General features: G+C 63.3%; 18 protein-coding genes and 1 pseudogene. 7 read left to right on the top strand and 12 right to left on the bottom strand.

The features are described from left to right. Genes QM996_RS28960 through QM996_RS28945 form a run of 4 tightly spaced genes read left to right on the top strand, consistent with a single transcriptional unit; the run spans nucleotide 1 to nucleotide 3,957 of the window. On the top strand, nucleotides 1-1,032 hold the full coding sequence (locus tag QM996_RS28960; protein WP_334197299.1) for a phosphotransferase: 1,032 nt from the start codon (nucleotides 1-3) through the stop codon (nucleotides 1,030-1,032). Then, nucleotides 1,029-2,348 (top strand): phosphopyruvate hydratase, encoded by a 1,320-nt coding sequence (gene eno / locus QM996_RS28955; RefSeq protein ID WP_334197298.1) that lies wholly within the window; start codon nucleotides 1,029-1,031, stop codon nucleotides 2,346-2,348. Before QM996_RS28960 ends, eno begins: the two co-directional genes overlap by 4 nt. Next, nucleotides 2,345-3,187, top strand: coding sequence for a fumarylacetoacetate hydrolase family protein (locus tag QM996_RS28950; RefSeq protein ID WP_334197297.1), 843 nt, complete (start codon nucleotides 2,345-2,347; stop codon nucleotides 3,185-3,187). The genes eno and QM996_RS28950 overlap by 4 nt, the downstream gene beginning before the upstream one ends. Nucleotides 3,188-3,207: 20 nt before the next feature. Continuing rightward, nucleotides 3,208-3,957: an SDR family oxidoreductase gene (locus QM996_RS28945; RefSeq protein WP_334197296.1), complete on the top strand. Its 750-nt coding sequence runs from the start codon at nucleotides 3,208-3,210 to the stop codon at nucleotides 3,955-3,957. Nucleotides 3,958-4,072: 115 nt separating this feature from the next. Here QM996_RS28945 and leuB read toward each other — a convergent pair whose 3' ends face one another. The 11 genes from leuB to QM996_RS28890 all read right to left on the bottom strand — a co-directional run bounded on the left by leuB (nucleotide 4,073) and on the right by QM996_RS28890 (nucleotide 15,310). Next, nucleotides 4,073-5,182: a 3-isopropylmalate dehydrogenase gene (gene leuB / locus QM996_RS28940; protein WP_334197295.1), complete on the bottom strand. Its 1,110-nt coding sequence runs from the start codon at nucleotides 5,180-5,182 to the stop codon at nucleotides 4,073-4,075. Between the two features lie 69 nt (nucleotides 5,183-5,251). After that, nucleotides 5,252-5,509 (bottom strand): hypothetical protein, encoded by a 258-nt coding sequence (locus QM996_RS28935; protein WP_500270415.1) that lies wholly within the window; start codon nucleotides 5,507-5,509, stop codon nucleotides 5,252-5,254. After that, nucleotides 5,506-6,894: an amidase gene (locus QM996_RS28930; RefSeq protein ID WP_334197293.1), complete on the bottom strand. Its 1,389-nt coding sequence runs from the start codon at nucleotides 6,892-6,894 to the stop codon at nucleotides 5,506-5,508. The genes QM996_RS28935 and QM996_RS28930 overlap by 4 nt, the downstream gene beginning before the upstream one ends. A gap of 11 nt (nucleotides 6,895-6,905) precedes the next feature. Further along, the gene (locus tag QM996_RS28925) at nucleotides 6,906-7,880 is read right to left on the bottom strand and encodes an ABC transporter ATP-binding protein (RefSeq protein ID WP_334197292.1); all 975 of its coding nucleotides are present in this window, start codon (nucleotides 7,878-7,880) and stop codon (nucleotides 6,906-6,908) included. Then, nucleotides 7,877-8,893 (bottom strand): ABC transporter ATP-binding protein, encoded by a 1,017-nt coding sequence (locus QM996_RS28920; protein ID WP_334197291.1) that lies wholly within the window; start codon nucleotides 8,891-8,893, stop codon nucleotides 7,877-7,879. The genes QM996_RS28925 and QM996_RS28920 overlap by 4 nt, the downstream gene beginning before the upstream one ends. Continuing rightward, nucleotides 8,890-9,750 (bottom strand): ABC transporter permease, encoded by an 861-nt coding sequence (locus tag QM996_RS28915; protein WP_334197290.1) that lies wholly within the window; start codon nucleotides 9,748-9,750, stop codon nucleotides 8,890-8,892. The genes QM996_RS28920 and QM996_RS28915 overlap by 4 nt, the downstream gene beginning before the upstream one ends. Next, nucleotides 9,750-10,700, bottom strand: a complete 951-nt coding sequence (locus QM996_RS28910) for an ABC transporter permease (protein WP_334197289.1) — start codon at nucleotides 10,698-10,700, stop codon at nucleotides 9,750-9,752. The genes QM996_RS28915 and QM996_RS28910 overlap by 1 nt, the downstream gene beginning before the upstream one ends. A gap of 144 nt (nucleotides 10,701-10,844) precedes the next feature. Then, complete coding sequence (locus QM996_RS28905; protein WP_334197288.1) at nucleotides 10,845-12,320, bottom strand: ABC transporter substrate-binding protein; 1,476 nt, start codon at nucleotides 12,318-12,320, stop codon at nucleotides 10,845-10,847. 43 nt (nucleotides 12,321-12,363) lie between these two features. Then, on the bottom strand, nucleotides 12,364-13,110 hold the full coding sequence (locus QM996_RS28900; protein WP_334197287.1) for a glucose 1-dehydrogenase: 747 nt from the start codon (nucleotides 13,108-13,110) through the stop codon (nucleotides 12,364-12,366). A 74-nt stretch (nucleotides 13,111-13,184) separates the two neighbouring features. Further along, the gene (locus QM996_RS28895) at nucleotides 13,185-14,630 is read right to left on the bottom strand and encodes an aldehyde dehydrogenase family protein (protein ID WP_334197286.1); all 1,446 of its coding nucleotides are present in this window, start codon (nucleotides 14,628-14,630) and stop codon (nucleotides 13,185-13,187) included. After that, the gene (locus tag QM996_RS28890; RefSeq protein WP_334197285.1) at nucleotides 14,627-15,310 is read right to left on the bottom strand and encodes a GntR family transcriptional regulator; all 684 of its coding nucleotides are present in this window, start codon (nucleotides 15,308-15,310) and stop codon (nucleotides 14,627-14,629) included. Before QM996_RS28890 ends, QM996_RS28895 begins: the two co-directional genes overlap by 4 nt. Before the next feature lie 201 nt (nucleotides 15,311-15,511). On the opposite strand from QM996_RS28890, the pseudogene QM996_RS28885 reads away from it, so the two are divergent. The 3 genes and pseudogenes from QM996_RS28885 to QM996_RS28875 all read left to right on the top strand — a co-directional run. Beyond that, nucleotides 15,512-16,195, top strand: a pseudogene (locus tag QM996_RS28885) (DUF599 domain-containing protein); the annotation flags it as partial. A 149-nt stretch (nucleotides 16,196-16,344) separates the two neighbouring features. Continuing rightward, the gene (locus QM996_RS28880; RefSeq protein ID WP_334197283.1) at nucleotides 16,345-17,298 is read left to right on the top strand and encodes a C45 family autoproteolytic acyltransferase/hydrolase; all 954 of its coding nucleotides are present in this window, start codon (nucleotides 16,345-16,347) and stop codon (nucleotides 17,296-17,298) included. A 121-nt stretch (nucleotides 17,299-17,419) separates the two neighbouring features. After that, complete coding sequence (locus QM996_RS28875; RefSeq protein WP_334197282.1) at nucleotides 17,420-17,800, top strand: DUF427 domain-containing protein; 381 nt, start codon at nucleotides 17,420-17,422, stop codon at nucleotides 17,798-17,800. Nucleotides 17,801-17,851: 51 nt separating this feature from the next. Here the strand turns inward: QM996_RS28875 and QM996_RS28870 are convergent, their stop codons facing one another. Further along, nucleotides 17,852-18,763: a LysR family transcriptional regulator gene (locus QM996_RS28870; protein WP_334197281.1), complete on the bottom strand. Its 912-nt coding sequence runs from the start codon at nucleotides 18,761-18,763 to the stop codon at nucleotides 17,852-17,854. Nucleotides 18,764-18,791: the final 28 nt, after the last annotated feature.

Genomic DNA, 18,791 nt, shown 5'->3' with positions numbered 1-18,791 from the left:
ATGTCTAGTCTTGCGTGCATTCTCGGGGCCGGAAATGTGGATCCCGCCATTCTCGAATTCCTTCACAGGTCCGGGCAGGTCCAGGATGAGCAGGCGTGGACGATTGAGCCGCTGACCGGCGGCGTCGCATCGGACATTTGGAAGGTCACGACGAATGGAAGGAGTTTCGTCGTCAAGAAGGCGCTGGCGAGCCTGCGCGTAGCCCAGGACTGGAAAGCGCCGGTCACGCGAAACGCCAGCGAGGTCGAATGGATGCTCGAGGCCGCAAAGGTCGCTCCGGCTGCCGTTCCGCGCATTCTTGCACATGATCCGTCGCTCGGTGCATTCGCCATGACCTATTTCAATCCTTCCGAAAATCCCGTCTGGAAGGAGGAGTTGCGCAACGGGCGCGTCGATGTGACGTTCGCGCGTCGTCTGGGGGGCGTTGTTGCGGCGATCCATGCGGCGACCGCGCACTCGCAGGATATCGGCCGCCGGTTCGCCAATGACGAGGTCTTTCACTCGATCCGCCTTGAGCCCTATCTTGAAGCGACGGCGCAGGTGCATCCTGATCTTGCTGCACCGCTTCTCGCACTGTCGCGGGGCGTGATGAACACGAAGACCGCACTTGTTCACGGTGACGTCAGCCCAAAAAACATTCTGATTGGCCAGGATGGTCCGATCATCCTCGATGCAGAATGTGCTTGGTATGGCGATCCATGCTTCGATCTTGCCTTCTGTCTCAATCACCTGCTGCTGAAGTGTATCTGGCGACGGCAGGATGCGGCGGAGCTTCTGCACAGTTTCGAGGCTCTCGTGAAATCATATCTCACGGGAGTGACCTGGGAGCCGGCAATTGCGCTTGAGGCCCGGGCTGCGAGGCTCTTGCCGGCTCTTCTGCTGGCGCGCGTCGACGGAAAATCGCCGGTCGAATACATCACGACACGCACAGACAAGGACTTCATCCGCCAATTTGCCCGTAACCTGATCCAGTCACCCCCAGCCACCCTGGCCGATGTAACGCGAGCCTGGGCCGAGGAACTCTGCAAATGAACGACACGCAAATCGCCGGGATCAAGGGCCGGCGCGTTTGGGACTCGCGGGGAAACCCGACCGTCGAGGCCGAAATTACGCTTGCCAGTGGAGCGCAAGGCCGCGCGATCGCACCGGCCGGCGCTTCGAGAGGAACCCGCGAAGCAACCGACTTGCGTGATGGCGGCAGCAGCTTGTGCGGGAAGGGCGTTGCAAAGGCCGTGGCAAATATCGACGGGCCGATTGCGAGGGCGCTGATCGGAAGGGACGTCCTCGATCAATCGGGAGCAGACGCTGCCCTCTGCGCGCTCGACCCGTCGCCGTCAAAGGCGGTTCTCGGCGGCAACGCCACAGTCGCCGTGTCACTTGCGGTATTGCACGCCGCTGCTGCGGCTGCCCGTGAGCCGTTGTGGCGCCGTGTTGCCAGCGCATATGGCCGGCAGCCGTCCATCCCTCTGCCCGAGATCCAGATATTCGGTGGAGGGGCTCACGCAGGCAGGCGCGTGGACGTGCAGGACTTCATGATCATGGTTCCAGGCGCCTCGAGTTTCGAAGAGGTCATGGAGATCACCAATGCCGTCTACTTCGCCGCCGGCGATCTTATGGCGAGCAGAGGCCGGCTTGCGGGGGTGGCGGACGAGGGCGGTTGGTGGCCCGCTTTCGATAGCAACGAAGAGGCGCTCGAGACGTTATGCGAGGCTATCGTGAAAGCGGGCGAGACGCCGGGCGACCGGGTCGTCATCTCACTTGACGTTGCTGCCTCGGAGTTCGGACGAGGTGGCCGCTACAAATTGGCGCTGGAAAATCGCGAACTGGATTCGGGCGAGATGATCGACCAGCTGGGCCGATGGCTCGATACCTACCCGATCGCGTCGATCGAAGACCCTCTGGCCGAGGACGATATCGAAGGTATGGCCGCATTTACGACCCGTTTCGGGGGGCGTGTCCAAATAGTCGGCGACGACTATCTCGTGACAAATGCGGCTCTCGTCCGCGATGCAGCCAGCAATGGCGCCTGTAATGCCGTGCTGATCAAGGTCAATCAGGTAGGAACAGTCACGGAAGCGGTGGAAACCTATCTCACCGCCGAAAGGGCCGGTTGGCGATCGGTCGTATCGGCACGTTCGGGAGAAACGGAGGACGTATCCATCAGTCATCTCGCCATAGGGCTCGGCGCCGGCCAGCTGAAGGTCGGTTCTTTCACGCGATCGGAGCGGATGGCCAAGTGGAACGAATGCATTCGAATCCAGGAGCAGCTCGGTGCCAGCGCGTTCGTGGCCGGCGCTCCGCTGCACAACACCTGGTGGTCTAAAAAGAACGATAGGACAACGGTATGAAATTGGTCCGGATAGGCGACATCGGTCGCGAAAAACCGTGCATACTCGACGAGAACGGCAAAGCATGGGACGTATCCTCGTTGGTCGAGGACGTCACGCCCGAAACGATTGGAACTGTAAGCGCGCAGCTGGCAGACGCCGATTTCCACGCACTTCCCGAGGTTGCGCTCTTGTCGACGCGTATCGGCGCTCCCATCAAGCAACCGCGCAACATTTGGTGTGTCGGCCTCAACTATTCGGACCATGCTGCTGAAGCCGGGCTGCCGGTGCCTGCTGAACCAATCCTCTTCAACAAGGCGGCCGGCACCTATTGCGGTCCGAACGATCCAATCCTCTATTCGAGGACGATGGCCAAGCTCGACTGGGAGGTCGAACTCGGCATCGTCATCGGCAAGCGGACGTTGAATGTTTCGCGTAGCGAGGCGATGGACCATGTCTTCGGCTACACGGTTGTCAACGATGTCTCCGAACGCGCCTGGCAGATGGAGCGCGGCGGCCAATGGGTGAAGGGCAAGAGCTTCCCAAACTTCTGCCCGACGGGTCCGTGGCTCGTCACCCGTGACGAGGTGCCGGATCCGCAGGCGCTTTCGATGTGGCTCGACGTCAACGGCGAACGCATGCAGGCGGGCACGACCGCGCGCATGATCTTCGATGTCGCGACCATCGTCTCCTACATGAGCGAGTTCTGCGTGCTTGAGCCCGGCGATCTCATCTGCACCGGCACGCCGCCAGGCGTCGGCATGGGCAAGAAGCCGCCGCGCTATCTGAAGCCTGGCGACGTGGTGGAACTCAGCATCGACCGGCTCGGCCGCCAGCGCCAGATCGTTCAGTCACTCTAGGCTTACAGAAGGGTCTCACCATGAATGGAAAGACGGAACGTTTGGCCGGACGCGTGGCCGTGGTCACGGCGGCCGGCCAGGGTATCGGCCGTGCCGTCGCCGAGCGGCTGATGTCGGAAGGCGCCGAGGTTTACGCCAGCGACATCAATGCCGACCTGCTCGCCACCCTTGACGGCGCTGCGACGACGCGGCTCGATGCGACCGATCACGCGGCGGTCGCCGCCTATTTCGAGGCCTTCGCACGGATCGATATCCTGGTGCATGCCGTCGGTTATGTGCATCAGGGCACGATCGAGGAATGCTCGGCTGCCGACTGGCGCCGCTCGGTAAACATCACCCTCGACAGCGCCTATAACGTCATCGCCGGCGCGGTCCCGAAGATGAAGGCTGATGGCGGCAGCATCATCACCATCGGATCGGTCGCCTCCTCGATCAAGGGCTTTCCGCGGCGCGCCGCTTACGGCGCCGCCAAGGGCGGCGTCATCGGCCTGACCAAGGCAGTCGCCGCCGACTACGTGTCCCTGGGCATTCGCTGTAACTCGGTCTGCCCCGGAACGGTCGCATCGCCCTCGCTGGAGGAACGCATCGGCGAACTTGGCGAGAAACTCGGAAGCCGGGACGAGGCTTACCGGTCCTTCATCAGCCGACAGCCGGCCGGGCGTTTCGGCACGGTGGAGGAGGTCGCTGCCGTCTGCGCCTTTCTCGCCTCCGACGAGGCGGCCTTCATCACCGGCCAGGCGATCAACATCGACGGCGGCATCACGATCTGACGCGATACTGTCGCTCAATGCGTCAACGCAAGACACCTCCGGATGCGCTCCGGAGGTGTCTGTTTGTCGGGTGGCGGCCGGTGTCAGGCCGGTGCCATGCGGCATCGTCCGCTGATCAGGCCGACAGCGCCTTGAACTCGGCGAGGATGGCGTCGCCCATCTCTGTCGTGCCGACCTTCCTCGCACCTTCGGCCATGATGTCGCCGGTGCGGATGCCCTGGTCGAGCACGTTGGCGATCGCCTTCTCCAGATTGTCGGCGTCCTTCACCAGGTTGAAGGAGTAGCGCAGGCACATGGCGAACGAGGCGATCATCGCGATCGGGTTGGCAATGCCCTTGCCGGCGATGTCGGGGGCCGAACCGTGCACCGGCTCGTAGAGCGCCTTGCGCTTGCCGCTGACCGCATCCGGGGCGCCGAGCGAGGCCGACGGCAGCATGCCGAGCGAACCGGTCAGCATCGCCGCCACGTCCGACAGCATGTCGCCGAACAGGTTGTCGGTGACGATGACGTCGAACTGCTTCGGCTGGCGCACCAGCTGCATGCCGCCGGCATCCGCCAGCATGTGCTCGAGCTGAACGTCGGCATAGTTCGCCTTGTGCGTCTCGGTCACCACCTGGTTCCACAACACGCCCGACTTCATGACGTTGCGCTTCTCCATCGAGCAGACGCGGTTCTGCCTTGTGCGGGCGAGCTCGAAGGCGACGCCGGCGATGCGCTCGATCTCGTAGGTGTCGTAGACCTGGGTGTCGATGCCGCGCTTCTGGCCGTTGCCGAGATCGACGATCTCCTTCGGCTCGCCGAAATAGACGCCGCCGGTCAGCTCGCGCACGATCAGGATGTCGAGGCCTTCGACAAGCTCGGGCTTCAGCGACGAGGCGGCCGCCAGCGCCGGATAGCAGATCGCCGGCCGCAGGTTGGCGAACAGCTCGAGGTCCTTGCGCAGGCGCAACAGACCGGCTTCCGGGCGGACCTCGTAGGGCACCGCATCCCACTTCGGACCGCCGACGGCGCCGAACAGCACCGCATCGGCGGAAAGCGCCTTCTTCATGTCCGCTTCCGAGATCGCCTGGCCGTGGGCGTCATAGGCCGAACCGCCGACCAGGCCCTCGTCCGTCACGAAGCCGGCGCCAAGCTCGGCATTCATGTAGGCGATGATTTTGCGGACTTCCGCCATGGCTTCCGGGCCGATGCCGTCGCCGGGAAGGATGAAAAGCTTACGAGCCATTTCGGCACTCCTGTGGTTTCAGTCTGATTTAAGCGGCATGGCCGCATTGGGGTTGAGAGTCTTGCCCGGCTATGAGGCCGCGGCGCCGTGGTCGGAGCTTAGCAGCGGTCGAGCGCCCTCGATTTGCGCGATGCGTTCCCTGAGCGTGTTGGCTATGGCGTGCGAAGCCGAGGACACGGCGATTTCGAGGTTCGCCTTGCCTCCATCCACCTCTATGGCGAGCTTGGAAACGCTGACGCCGAGCCGGCGAACGATGTCGAGCAGGCGGGAGACGATGTTTTCCAGGTCGCCGCTTTCGATGGTGTAGCGCATCGTGTCGCGCATCATGCGACCTTGGGCCAAGGCCGCTGCTCAGGGCGCATGGTTTCAAAGGCGCGTGCGAGACGCAGCACACCGATGTCGTCGAAGGACTGGCCGATGATCTGCAGACCGATCGGCAGGCCGCCCGAGGTATAGCCACAGTTGATCGAAATCGCCGGTTGCCCACCCATGTTGGCGGCGACGGTGAAGGCGATATGCTCGAACGGCTTTTGCGGGTCGTTGATCGGCGAGGCCCATTCGGCCGGATAGGACGCCGTCGGTGCGGTCGGCGACAGGATGAAATCGAAGCCGTTAAGGGCCGCATGCAGCGCGTTGCGCATGGCCTCGATCTGGGCGAAGCCGGTATAGACCTCGCGACCGGAGAAATTCTCGGCCGTTTTGATCCAGTCGAAGATGTAGGGCAGGATCTGCGCCTGTTTTTCCGGCGAAAGGCGCGACACGTCCTCCCAGCCGCGCGCCCGCCAGAAGCGGTCGAGGCCATCGATCATCTCGCGGGTGAGGAACGGGCCGACCGGTTCGATGATCGCGCCGGCATCGGCGAAAAACTTCGCCGCCTGGCTGATCGCCTGTTCCGTTTCCTCGGTGACCGACTGGCCAAAGCCGGCGTCGAGCCAGAGACCGATCTTCAGGCCCTTCACGTCGCAATCGAGATCGAGCCACGGGAGTTCCGCATAGGGCAGAGCCATCGTGTCGCGGGCATCGGGTTTTGAAAGCACGGACATATAGAGCGCGGTGTCGGCGACCGTCCGGGTCATCGGTCCGGCGACGCGGCCGATGAAGGGCGGATTGATCGGGATCCGGCCCGCCGAAGGTTTCAGGCCGACGATGCCGCACCAGCCAGCCGGCAGGCGGACCGAGCCGCCGATATCAGTACCAATATGTAGGGGGCCATAACCCGCGGCGGCTGCCGCTGCGGCGCCGGCGCTGGAGCCACCGGGATTGGCCGAAAGATCCCACGGGTTGCGGGCCAGCTTGTGGAAGCTGGAAAGGCCGGAGGAAAGCATGCCGTAGTCGGGCATGGTGGTCTTGGCGAGCAGAATGCCGCCCGCCTCTCGGGTGCGTGCGGCCGGCGGCGCGTCAGCGGCGGCCGGTGTGAGTGTCACGGCGGCGCAGCCGAGCGGGACGGCTGTTCCCTTGGTTGCGATGTTCTCCTTGATCGTCACGGGCACGCCATCGATCGCGCCAAGAGGAGCGCCTTTCGCCCAGCGTTCTTCCGAGGCCCTTGCGGCCTTGCGCGCTTCGGCCGGGTCATAGGCCCAGAGCGCGTTCAGTTTCGGTTCTAAGGCGTCGATGCGAGCGATCACGGCTTCGGTGACATCGACGGGGGAAAGCTTTTTCGAGCGGTAGGCCTCGACAAGATCGACGGCGGAGAAATCGGCAAGTTCGGACATGGGATCAATTCCTAGGCGAAATGGCAGCGGGCGGACCAGGCCGGCGTCACCGGCTTGGCCTCAGGCGTTCGGGTCAGGCAGATCTCCTGCCTCATCGGACAGACGGCGGCATAGGCGCAGCCGGCTGCGGTCGTTGCGGTATGGACGGGCGTTTGCGGCGGTGCATCAGAGCGGATCCGCTTGCGACGGCCGGAAAACGGTTTCGGCACGGCGGCGACCAGCGCCTGGGTGTAAGGATGGCGCGGATTGTCGAAGACTTCAGCCGTCGGTCCCTCCTCGACGATCCGGCCGAGATGCATGACCGCGACCCGATCGGTGATGGCGCGCACCACGCCGAGATCGTGGCTGATGAAGAGATAGGAGAGGCCGAGCTTCTCCTGCAGGTCCATCATCAGGTTCAGGACCTGCGCCTGGATCGAGACGTCGAGCGCCGAAACGGGCTCGTCGGCAACGATCAACGCCGGCCGGGTAATGAGCGCGCGGGCAATGGCTATGCGCTGCCGCTGGCCGCCGGAGAATTCGTGCGGATATTTGTCGACGGACGCAAGCGGCAGCCCGACGGCTTCCAGCACTTCGGCGATGCGCTTGTTGCGCTCCGCCGTGCCGGTGCCGCGTTCCAGCGAAACGATCGGCTCGGAGATGATCGTCCGGACCGTATGGCGCGGATCGAGCGAACCGTACGGATCCTGGAAAATCGCCTGGAAGCCCTTGCGCGCTTCGCGCAGTCCGGCGCGGTCGAGCGTATAGATGTCCTTGCCGGCAATATTGACCTCACCCGATTGCGGCCGCTCCAGTCCCATAACCGCGCGTGCCAGCGTCGATTTGCCAGAGCCGCTTTCGCCGACGATGCCGAGGCTCCGGCCGGCTGCGAGTTCGATGCTCACGCTATGCAGCACCCGCAGGCGGCTTTGTTTCGAGAAGATCGAAGGGCGCGGCAGATCGTATTCACGCACGAGATCGGTGGTTTTAAGAATAACCTCGCTCACGGTGCCACCATCCTTTCGCGCGGATGAAAGCAGGCGGCGCGATGCTCGACATTTTCATCGATGTTGATCACGTCCAGCGCCGGAATCGCCCGCCGGCAATCCGGCTGAACATAAGCGCAGCGCTCGGCGAAGGAACAGTGGGGCGGCCGACCGAAAGGATCGGGAACGATGCCGGGGATAGCGTTCAGTCGCGGACGTCCTTCGCCCGCTTGGCGTGGCGCAAGGGCCGCGCCATGCGGCGAGGCGGCAAAGAGGCCGCGGGCATAGGGATGCGCCATGCGCGCGAAGACATCGTTGGTCCGCCCGGTTTCGATGATGCGGCCGGCATACATGACCGCGATGCGGTCGGTCATCTCGGAGACGACGCCGAGATCGTGGGTGATCAGCATCAGCGCGGTACCGGTGTCTTCGATCAATTCGTCCAGCAGGTCGAGAATCTGCGCCTGCACGGTGACGTCGAGCGCGGTCGTCGGCTCGTCGGCGATCAAGAGGTCCGGTTCGCAGGCGATCGCCATGGCGATCATCACGCGCTGCCGCTGGCCACCGGAGAGCTGGTGCGGGTAGAGGTCCAGGTCGAAGCGCGGCGCCGGCAGTCCGACCCGGTCGAGTAGTGCACGGGCCCGCTTTTCAGCATCGGCCCTGGTTTCCCCGAGGTGAAGCCGCCGTCCCTCGGCAATCTGCGCGCCGATCGATTTCACCGGGTTGAGCGCCGTCATCGGCTCCTGGAAGATCATCGCCATGCGCCGGCCGCGATAGCCGCAATAGTCGACTTCCGACAGCCCCGCGAGATTGCGGCCGTCGAAAGAAAGTTCGCCCCTCACCCGCATGCGTTGCGGCAGCAGGCCCATCACGGCGAGTGCGGTCATGGACTTGCCGCTGCCGGATTCGCCGACGATGCCGAGGCGCTCGCCACGTTTGAGTTCGAGATCGACGTCTGAGACGATATCGACCTGGCTCGTGCCCGCCGTGAGTTCGGCCGACATGCCGGCCATTCGAAGCAAGGGTTTCGTCATCGTTGCCGCCTCACGCGCGGGTCGAGAATGTCGCGCAGACCATCGCCTAAAAGGTTGAGGCCGAGCACGGCAAAGGTGATCGCCAACCCCGGGAAGATCGCAAGCCACGGCGCCTGATAGATGAAGGTCTGGGCGTCGTTCAGCATCTTGCCCCAGCTCGGCATTGGCGGCTGCGTGCCGAGACCGACATAGGAGAGACCGGCTTCGGCGACGATCGCCAAGGCGAACTGGATCGTCACCTGGACGAGCAGCACATGGTTGATGTTGGGCAGGATGTGTAAAAGCGTGATCGCCACGTCGCCGCGGCCGGCGCAGCGTGCAGCCTGCACATATTCGCGCTTCCAGAGGCCCATCGAGGCGCCACGGGTGACGCGGGCAAAGACCGGGATGTTGAAGATGCCGATCGCGATCATCGCATTGGTTGCGCCGGGGCCGAAGATGGCGGTGATGATGACGGCGGTCAGAAGCGCCGGGAAGGCGAAGGCAAGGTCGCTCATGCGCATGACGAGGCCGTCGACCCACCCGCCGCGCGCGGCAGCCCAGGCGCCGAGCGGCACGCCGATGCCGGCGCCGACCAGAACCGCGACGATCGAAACGCTGATCGAGTTGCGGGCGCCGACCATGATCATCGACAGGATGTCGCGGCCGAAATTGTCGGTGCCGAACCAATGGGCAAGACTCGGCCCCTGTAGCTTGTCGCGGAAGTTCATCGCGGTCGGCGAATAGGGCGTCCAGGCATAGGAGACGATCGCCATTGCCACGAGGATGAAAGTGACGGTGGCGCCGATCGTCAGGTTTCTGCTGCCGATGAGCTTGGAGATGAGGCCGGGTTCAGAGGCGACCGTGGGACTGGACATCAGTGGCCCCCTCGCGACAGCCGCGGATCCAGGTAGCCATAGACCAGATCGACGAGGAAATTGATGGTGATGACGGAAGCCGCGAGCAGCGTCACCAGCGTCTGCACCGTCACCAGGTCGCGCTGGGCGATCGCCTGGAAGACCAGGCGGCCGATACCCGGCAGGTTGAAGACGTTCTCGATGATGATGGTGCCGGCAAGCAGGAAGGAAAACTGCAGGCCGATGATCGTGACGACCGGGATCAGAGCGTTCGGAACCGCATGCTTCCACAGCGCGCCGGAACGGCTGAGCCCCTTGGCGCGGGCGGTGCGGATGAAATCCTCGCCGAGCGTCTCGATGACGGCCGAGCGCGTGACACGCCCGAGAATGGCGGCAAGCGGCAGGCCGAGCGCGAAGGCCGGCAGGATGAGCGAGTGCAGGCCGCTCCAGATGCCGCCTTCCCAGCCGGCAAAGCCGGAGGCCGGGAACCAGGAAAGCTTCAGCGCGAAGAGCAGGATGAAGAGCAGCGCCAGCCAGAAATTCGGGATGGCGACGCCGACCTGGGCGATGCCCATAACGACGGTGTCGCCGGCCTTGCCGCGATTGGCCGCGGCATAGACACCGATGGCAATGGCGACGACGACGGAGATCGCCATGGAGAGCAAAGCCAGCGGCAGCGTTACCAGGATACGCGGGCCGAGCAACTCGCGGATCGGAACCGAATAGGTAAGGCTCGTGCCGAAATCGCCGACGACGAAGCCGCCGATCCAGTGGAGGTAACGGATCCAGATCGGCTGATCGAGGCCCAGTTGTCTGTGCAGTGCCGCGATCGCGTCCGGGTCGGCATTCATGCCGAGCATCAGCACCGCCGGGTCGCCGGGCAATACCTGCATCAGCAGAAAGACGATGACTGAGGCGACCAATGTCGTCAAAACCAGCGACACGAGGCGACCGCCAATGAAGGAAATCACATCAACCTCCCGGAAAGAGCGAGCGTTGACCGGCGCCGGGTGCGGCGGTCAACTGCAGATCTGCAGCCGCCCTTCCCGACGAGGAGGGCGGGATGCCGGAGCGGGGTGCGGTTTTTCGCCCGCATCCCGCTCATTGAAGGTCGATCAGTTTTCCCAATAGGTCTGGGTCTGATCGTCGGCCGGCACCGGCATGTTCTTCCAGAGCCCCTTTACCTTCTTGTTCCAGACGCCGATCTTCGGCAGCGCGTAGAGGAAGACGTTCGGTTCGTCGGCTGCCAGCTTGCGCTGGAGCTGGCCGATGAGGTCCATCTGCTCGGCTTCGGTCGAGGCGAGCGTGTAGGACTTGTAGAGCGCCTTGTATTCCGGGTTCTGGTAGTTGAAGTAGTATTTGTCGCGGGCATAGATATCGAGGTCGCGGGCCTCGGCATGGGCGATGATCGTCGCGTCGAAGTCGGAGTTCTTGAACACCTGGTCCAGCCACTGCGCGAACTCGATCGGGACGAGGTTCACCTTGACGCCGACTTCGCTGAGCATGGCCGCGATGATCTCGCCGCCGCGGCGGGCATAGGCCGGCGGCGGCAGCATGATGGTGATCTCGAGACCTTGGACGCCCGCTTCCTGCAGCAGTTGCTGCGCCTTGCCGGGGTCGTAGGGGTAGGTCTCGTTCAGATCGACATAACCGGGTTCGACCGGCGAATAGTGCGAGCCGATCGTCGTGCCGAAGCCGGAATAGGTGCCTTCGACCAGCGCCTTGCGGTCGATTGCATAAGCGAGCGCCTGACGGACACGCACGTCGTCGAACGGCTTCCTTGCATTGTTGAGAGCGAGGACCACCTTGCCAGAGGTGCTGCCGACCTCGACCTGAAGGTTCGGATCGCTCTGGAACTGGCTCACGAGTTCCGCTGCCTGGAACATTGGGAAGGCATCGACATTGCCAGCGAGAACGGCGGCGGCGGCGGCCGAAGGATCGCTGATGAACTTGAAGGTCACTTCGCTGAGCTTGGCGGGTTCGCCCCAGTAGCCGGCGTTCTTTTCGAGTACGACCTTGTCGCCCTTTGCCCATTCCTTGAACTTGAACGGACCGGTGCCGACCGGCTTGGTCTTGTTGTCGGCGGCGGATGAAGGCGCGATCATCACCGCGTCGCCCCAGGCCATGTTGAAGAGGAAATTCGACGCCGGGCGCTTCAGCGTCACGACGGCGGTGGCTGGATCCGGGCATTCGGTCTTTTCGATCGGCTCGAACAGCCCCTTCTGCGCATTGGTGGAGTCCGCCGCAACCGCGCGTTCATAGGAGAACTTGACGACTGAGCAGTCGAACGGCGTGCCGTCGTGGAACTTGACGCCCTGGCGAAGCTTGAAGCTGTAGGTCTTCTGGTCGCTGGAGACCGTCCAGCTTTCGGCGAGCAGCGGCTTCACCGTGCCGTCTTCCACCACACGCACCAGGCCCTCGAAGAGGTTGCCGTACGTGATGTAGCGGATCGGTGCTGCGGCACCGGCGGTCGGGTCGAGGCCCGGCGGCTCCAGCACCTGGCCGACGGTGATCGTGTCCTTGGCCATCGCCGTCGTCAGCGACGCGGCGATGAAGCACGAGGCAAGTGCCCATTTCGTCAAGTTCATCATGGTTCCCCCGCTTTGCGGTTTCGTTGTTTATGGTCCCAGTTACTTAGATCGAGCGTCCGCCGTCCACATCCAGTGCGACGCCGGTGATCATCGAGGCCTGCGGCGAGGCGACGAAGGCGGCGGCCTCGGCCAGGTCCTCGGGCTTCAGCAGGCGTCCGAGCGGAATGGAATCGCGGAACTTCTTGCGGATTTCCTCGGTGTCTTCTCCCATGAAGGTCGAAAGCAGCGGCGTCTCGCCGGCGACCGGATTGAGCGCCACCACGCGGATATTGAATGGCGCAAGTTCGATCGCCAGTGCCTTGGTGGCGGAGACCACCCAGCCCTTGGTCGCATTGTACCAGGCCAGATTCGGCCGCGGCCGGTTGGCGCCGGTGGACGCGATGTTGACGATGACGCCAGCCTTATTTTCCTTCATGTGCGGCAGCAGCGCCCGGGTCATCAGGTAGACGCCGCGGACGTTGACGCCGAGGATGCGATCGAACTCATCAGGCTCGACCAGTTCGGCGTTCTGCGGCTTGTGGCCGATGCCGGCATTGTTGATCAGGATATCGACGCGGCCGAACGTCTCGATACCGGCCGCAACGGCGGCTTCGACATCGGTCTGCTTGGCGATATCGGCAACGACGGCAATGGCGTTGTCTCCGAGTTCCTTGGCAACGCGCTCAGCGCCGACGGCATCGCGGTCGACGACGATGACCTTGGCGCCGCCTGCGACGAAGCGTTTCGCAATGCCCTCGCCGAAGCCCGAACCCGCGCCGGTGATGAGAGCGACTTTACCTTCTAGTGACACGTGTTCCTCCCGGGGCAAACTTGGATCAGAGATTAGAGTGGGATGTGGGCGGAAAACGCCCACGTCTCCTGGCTCTAGCCGTGGTAGACAGAAATGGTTTTCATGCTGGCAAAGCCGTAGAGGGCCTCGAAACCCTTTTCGCGGCCATGGCCCGATTTCTTGACGCCGCCGAAGGGCAGCTCGACGCCGCCGCCCGCGCCATAATTGTTGATGAACACCTGGCCTGCGTGCACGGCACGCGCCATGCGCAACTGCCGTCCGCCGTCATTGGTCCAAACGCCGCAGACGAGGCCGTAGGCGGTGCCGTTGGCAAGGCGGATTGCCTCCTCTTCGCCGTCGAAGGGCATGATCACTTGCACCGGTCCGAAGATCTCTTCCTGCACCGTGCGGTGTTCGTGCGGCACGTCGCGCAGAAGCGTGGGGGCGACATAGGCGCCCTCGGTGGGTGCGTCAGCGACGATCTCGCCTTGAGCTGCGATCTTCAGGCCATCCTTTGCGGCGTCGGCAAGGAAGCCCTCGACGATCGCCTTCTGCCGCTGCGAGACGACCGGACCGACCGAGAAATCGGCGCCAGCCGGGCCGACCTTGAGCGCACGATAACTCTCGCTCATACGCGCGACCACCTCCTCGTAGACCGACCGCTCAACGAGAATGCGCGACGAGGCCGAGCAGGTCTGGCCGGCGTTCTGAATACCGGCATTGACGAGGAAGGGAATGGCGCGGTCGAGATCGGCATCGGCAAAAACGATCTGCGCCGACTTGCCGCCGAGTTCCAGTGTCACCGGCACCGCATTCTTCGCAGCTGCCGCCTGCACCATTTCGCCGGTGCGGACAGAACCGGTGAACGATATGTGGTTGACGTCAGGATGTTCGGAAAGGGCCGCACCGGCCTCCGCGCCGAAGCCGGTGACGATATTCAGCGCGCCCGACGGCAAGCCTTCTTCTTCGGCGATGCGGGCAAATTCCAGAATGGTGAGACAGGCTTCTTCCGCCGGCTTGACCACCGCCGCATTGCCCATCGCAAGCGCGGCACCCAGGCTACGGCCGAGGATCTGCATAGGATAGTTCCAGGGGATGATATGGCCGGTAACCCCGTGCGGTTCATAGACCGTCAAGACGGTGAAGCCGTTCTGGTACGGGATCGTGTCGCCATGCACCTTGTCGGCGGCGCCGCCATAGAATTCGAGATAACGGGCGAGCGCCACGACGTCGGCGCGTGCCTGCGTTAGCGGCTTGCCAACATCGCGCGCTTCGAGTTCCGTCAGCACATCAATGTTGCGCAGCACTGCTGCCGAAATCCGGCTCAGCACCCGCCCACGCTCCGTGGGCGTCATGCCTCCCCAGTCGCCGGAGAGCGCCGCGCGTGCAGACCGCACGGCGAGATCGATGTCTTCCCGGGTGCCCCGGGCAATGCGCGCGAACTCCTGGCCGTTGGAAGGGTCTCGCACGGCGATGAACTCTCCGCCCGCTGCATCCTCCCATTTGTTCGCGATGAAATTGCCGTAGGTCTTCACGATCATGCCTCTTTGTCAGTATCGCGCTCCTCGAGGAGCGCTTTCAATCTCGTTGCGGTCGCGTGGATATGCGCGCGCGCCAGCTTCTCGGCCTCGTCGAGGTTCCGTGCCGCGATCGCCTCGACGATCAGGCCGTGTTCGGCGACGGCCGCGCTGGCGCGTTCGCTCGAAAGCGAAAAGGCCGGCGCAAAGACCTGCGAGGTCATGCGCAGAAGCGGGCCGAGCGGTGCCAGCGACGCATTGCGTGAGGCGGCGACGATTGCCTCGTGAAAAAGGACGTTGGATTGGGTGTAGGCACCGGGATCCCAGTTTTCGACGATCTTGCGCTGTCGCTCGACCTGCTTTGCGAGATCCTTGATTTCGGCCGATGTCGCGCGCTCCGCGGCGTTGCGCGCCGCGACACCGTCCATTGCCTCGCGCACAGCATAGGCGTCGAGAAGTTTCGGCAGGTCGGCAGTCGCGACCCTGACGCCACTGCCTGGCTTGTTGACCACGAGCCCGTCGCGCTCCAGCACCCGCAGGGCTTCGCGCAACGGTGTTCGGCTGATGCCGAATTCGGCAGCGATCCGCTCCTGACGGAGCGTCGCTCCGGGCGCGTAGACACCGGCATAGATGCGTTCGCGAAGCGCCTGCGCGACTTCGTCGAGTAGGCGCGATTGGCTTCGCCATTCGAAGGCTTGAGTCATCGATCCCTCCCAAGACCGAGGCAAATTGTATCCAGGATACAGATTGTGTCAATCCGTTGATGAAACGTAAGTCGCCAGGGTGTTCAATCAGCAAGGCCCATGACCCCGGCCACGGTCAATTTCGGCTACGCCGACGCGTTGACGAGTCGCGCATCGCGGCTTCTATTAGGAACAGCTGTGATGGGAGGCTGAGCCGTGCAGATGCTTGATTGGACTGCGATTATCCTGTTCCTCGCAACCTGGGTGGGATTGGAGCCGATGATGGCGCTTGGCTGGCCGCGCCGGACTGACAGCCTGATGCTGGACATGGTGCGTATCCGGCAGGCCTGGATGCGCGAGGTTCTGACACGAGACACCAATTTCATCGGCGATGCGGCCATCCTCGGCCACACGATCAACTCGGCCTCGTTCTTCGGTTCGGCCAATCTCATCGTCATTGTCGCCATGAGCAGCGCGCTTTTCATCCAGCCGACGATCGGCCTTCAGGCGGGGATCATCGCGATGTTCGCGCCAATCGAGCCGCTATGGCTGTTTCAATGCAAGGTGCTGCTTGTCATGGCGACATTGCTGCGGGGGCTTTCCGAGTTCATCTGGGCGGTGCGGCAGATCAACTATTGTCTCGCGGCGATCGGAGCCAGCCCGTCGCGAGATGAAGTCCGAGACACCACTGCCTGGACCCAGGCCCTGTCGCTGATGATCAATCCGGCGCTTCGCTCCTTCAGCCAGGGCGTTCGCTCGTACTACTTCACAGTTGCCGCTGCTCTCTGGTTCCTGGGCCCGATCGCGTTTCTCGTCGCCATCGTCGGCTCGGTAGGACTTCTCGTCTGGAGACATAGCTGGTCGGATACGGCCAAGGGCGTGATGGAGGTGCGCAAGCTGCTCGATGAGAGCGATTTGGCGATCCGGATCGCCGAAGGAGACACCAGGGCGGCGATCCAATCCCTACCGGCTGGCGAGAGCTGACGGTAGGGACCTGCGGCTTTTGCGGGGAGCTGCGTTGCCATGGAAACGGGTCCGCCACTATAGTCCCGTGCATGGACAAGACGTTCGTCGCCGCGCGGGAGGATCGGCCGGGAGAAGCCTGGCTATCCCGGTTTGTCGCCGGGCGCGCCGAGGCCGAGAGCTGGTACTTCGGGCGAGGTGCAGCTTTGACGCCCAGCGCCAAAGACTGTCGCGCCGCTCTCGCAAGCCATATGCCCGAGTTGATCCCTCACTATGAGCGAGCCTGTGCTCTCGTCGGCGACGATGAAGTCGCCCACAGGCTGCTCAGTCACTACCGTCCTGCGCCAGAGCGCTTTGGCTGCAGCCAGGCCGTCTGGCTCGGAGACGAGGGCCCTGCGCTGATCCGCAATTTCGACTATCCGCCCGGTGTCGTGTCGGACCGGTTTGAGATGACCGAATGGTCGAACCTGAAGGTGATTTGCAAGGCGCAGCGGCCTTGGGGCGGCTGTGTCGACGGGATGAACGAGGAAGGATTGGTCGCCAGCGTGACCTTGGGCGGAAGCTATGTTCAAGGCGTCGGCTTCTCGATCATTCTGATGATCCGTTACGTGCTCGAAACCTGCCGCAAAGTGAGTGAGGCCGTTGAGGCCCTATGCCGGATACCGGTTGCCCTCCCGCAAAACGTGACCGTGCTTGATCGCTCCGGCTGCTACGCGACTTTGTTTCTGGGCCCTCGCCAGCGACCGATCGTTACCCGCCTCAAAGCATGCACGAACCATCAGTGCAGCACAAAGGCATCAGCGTCTTCGATGGCGCGACAGCTCGCACTCCTTGAAGCATTGGCCGCCCCTTCCGCGTCTCTTTCGAGCCTGACCGATCGGTTGCTGCAGCCGCCACTCTATTCCGGGCGCGGCTCGTTTCCGACACTCTATACAGCCGTCTATCGACCGGCAGAAGGCCGCGTGAACTATATCTGGCCGGGAAAGAGCTGGTACCAATCCTTCGAGGACTTCCGGGTTGGCGAGTACACGCACCGTTACGGCTAGCTGCCATATAGCGCTATCGACCTTGGCCGTTGCAGTACGTACCCAATTGGCGTTGCCGGTTGGAAATCAGCAGACATGCCCCCATCTACAGCGTGTTGCAATTTTCCGAAGGCGATCGTTCATGTCTGACAAATCGATCAAAATCCCGGGGCCCGATCATCCGATCACCATCGATCGGAATCCGGCACGCGTCGTCGTCAAGCTCGGCGGACACGTCATCGCCGATACGCGCGATGCGTTGACGTTGCGCGAGGCGTCCTACCCGGCGGTGCAGTACATTCCCCGCAAGGACGTTGACATGTCATTGCTTGATCGCACCGATCATTCGTCCCATTGCCCTTACAAGGGCGATGCTTCCTACTACAGCGTCACGATCGGCGGTGAGCGGTCGAAGAACGCCATATGGACCTATGAAAAACCGCATGCGGCGGTGGTGGAAATCAAGGACCGGCTGGCGTTTTATCCAGACCGGGTGGATTCGATCGAAGAATTGCAGGTATAGGCGCAAAAAGCCGCTCCGTGGCAATTGTTCAACGCATCGGCACGGTGGGCCTCACTCAGCCCGAACACGGAACGTTTCGCGCACGGCCTTCAGGAATTCCGCCACTTTCGGCAGCTCGCCCAGTTGCTGATGATAGAGGTAGTAAAGCGTCGTGGGCGGTCCCGACCATTCGGCAAGGACCGGCACCAGCCGCCCCGTGGCGACCCCGTCGGCGGCGAGCGCATCACTGAGCAGACCGATGCCGAGGCCCTCGGCGATCAGGCGCTCACCAATGGCCGGATCGTCGACCACGATCGATGGTGGCCGCTCCAATGTGAAGTGCCGGCTGCCATCCGACAGCAGCCAGTGGGCGAATTCCCGCCGCATGCGCGTCCGATGCGCCACCAGCGCGACCTCCATCAGGTCCTCAGGCGACGACAGGGTCAACCCGCTGCAGTAGGCCGGGGCGGCATAGAGCCGTTGCTCGATCGTTCCGATCTTTCGGTAGATCATCTCGCTGTCGACCGGCTCGCCCATCCTCAGCGCCACGTCGACGCTTTCGCCGATCAGGTCGACATTGTGATGCGTCGTCTGCAGGTCGACCTGAACTTCGGGGCAGAGATCTGCGTAGCGCTTGAGGATCGGCGGCAGGTAAGTGCGCGCGAAGGCCACCGACGTTGCGACCCGCAGCCGCCCGCGGGCCGTTCCGTTGGCGGGGCGGAAACCGGCAATGCCACGATCGATCAACTCCACTGCTCCGCCAATCGACTCCAGCAACTGCTTGCCGGCTTCGGTCAAGGAGACGCGGCGCGTCGAGCGCAACAACAATGCGACGCCGAGCGCGGTCTCTAGCTCCAGCAGGCGTCGGCTGACCGTGCTTGGTGGAAGGTGCAGGCGAAGCGCGGCGGCGGAAAAACTCTCGGTGCGGGCGACCTCGAGGAAGATCCTGAGGCTATTGAGATCGGGAGACTGGGGGGATTTCATGCGTTTCCGGAACAATCACTTCCATGAT

It is taken from the genome of Sinorhizobium chiapasense (assembly GCF_045277575.1).
GTDB classification, from domain to species: Bacteria; Pseudomonadota; Alphaproteobacteria; order Rhizobiales; family Rhizobiaceae; genus Ensifer; species Ensifer chiapasense_A.
This window is presented reverse-complemented; position numbering and strand designations above follow the sequence as displayed.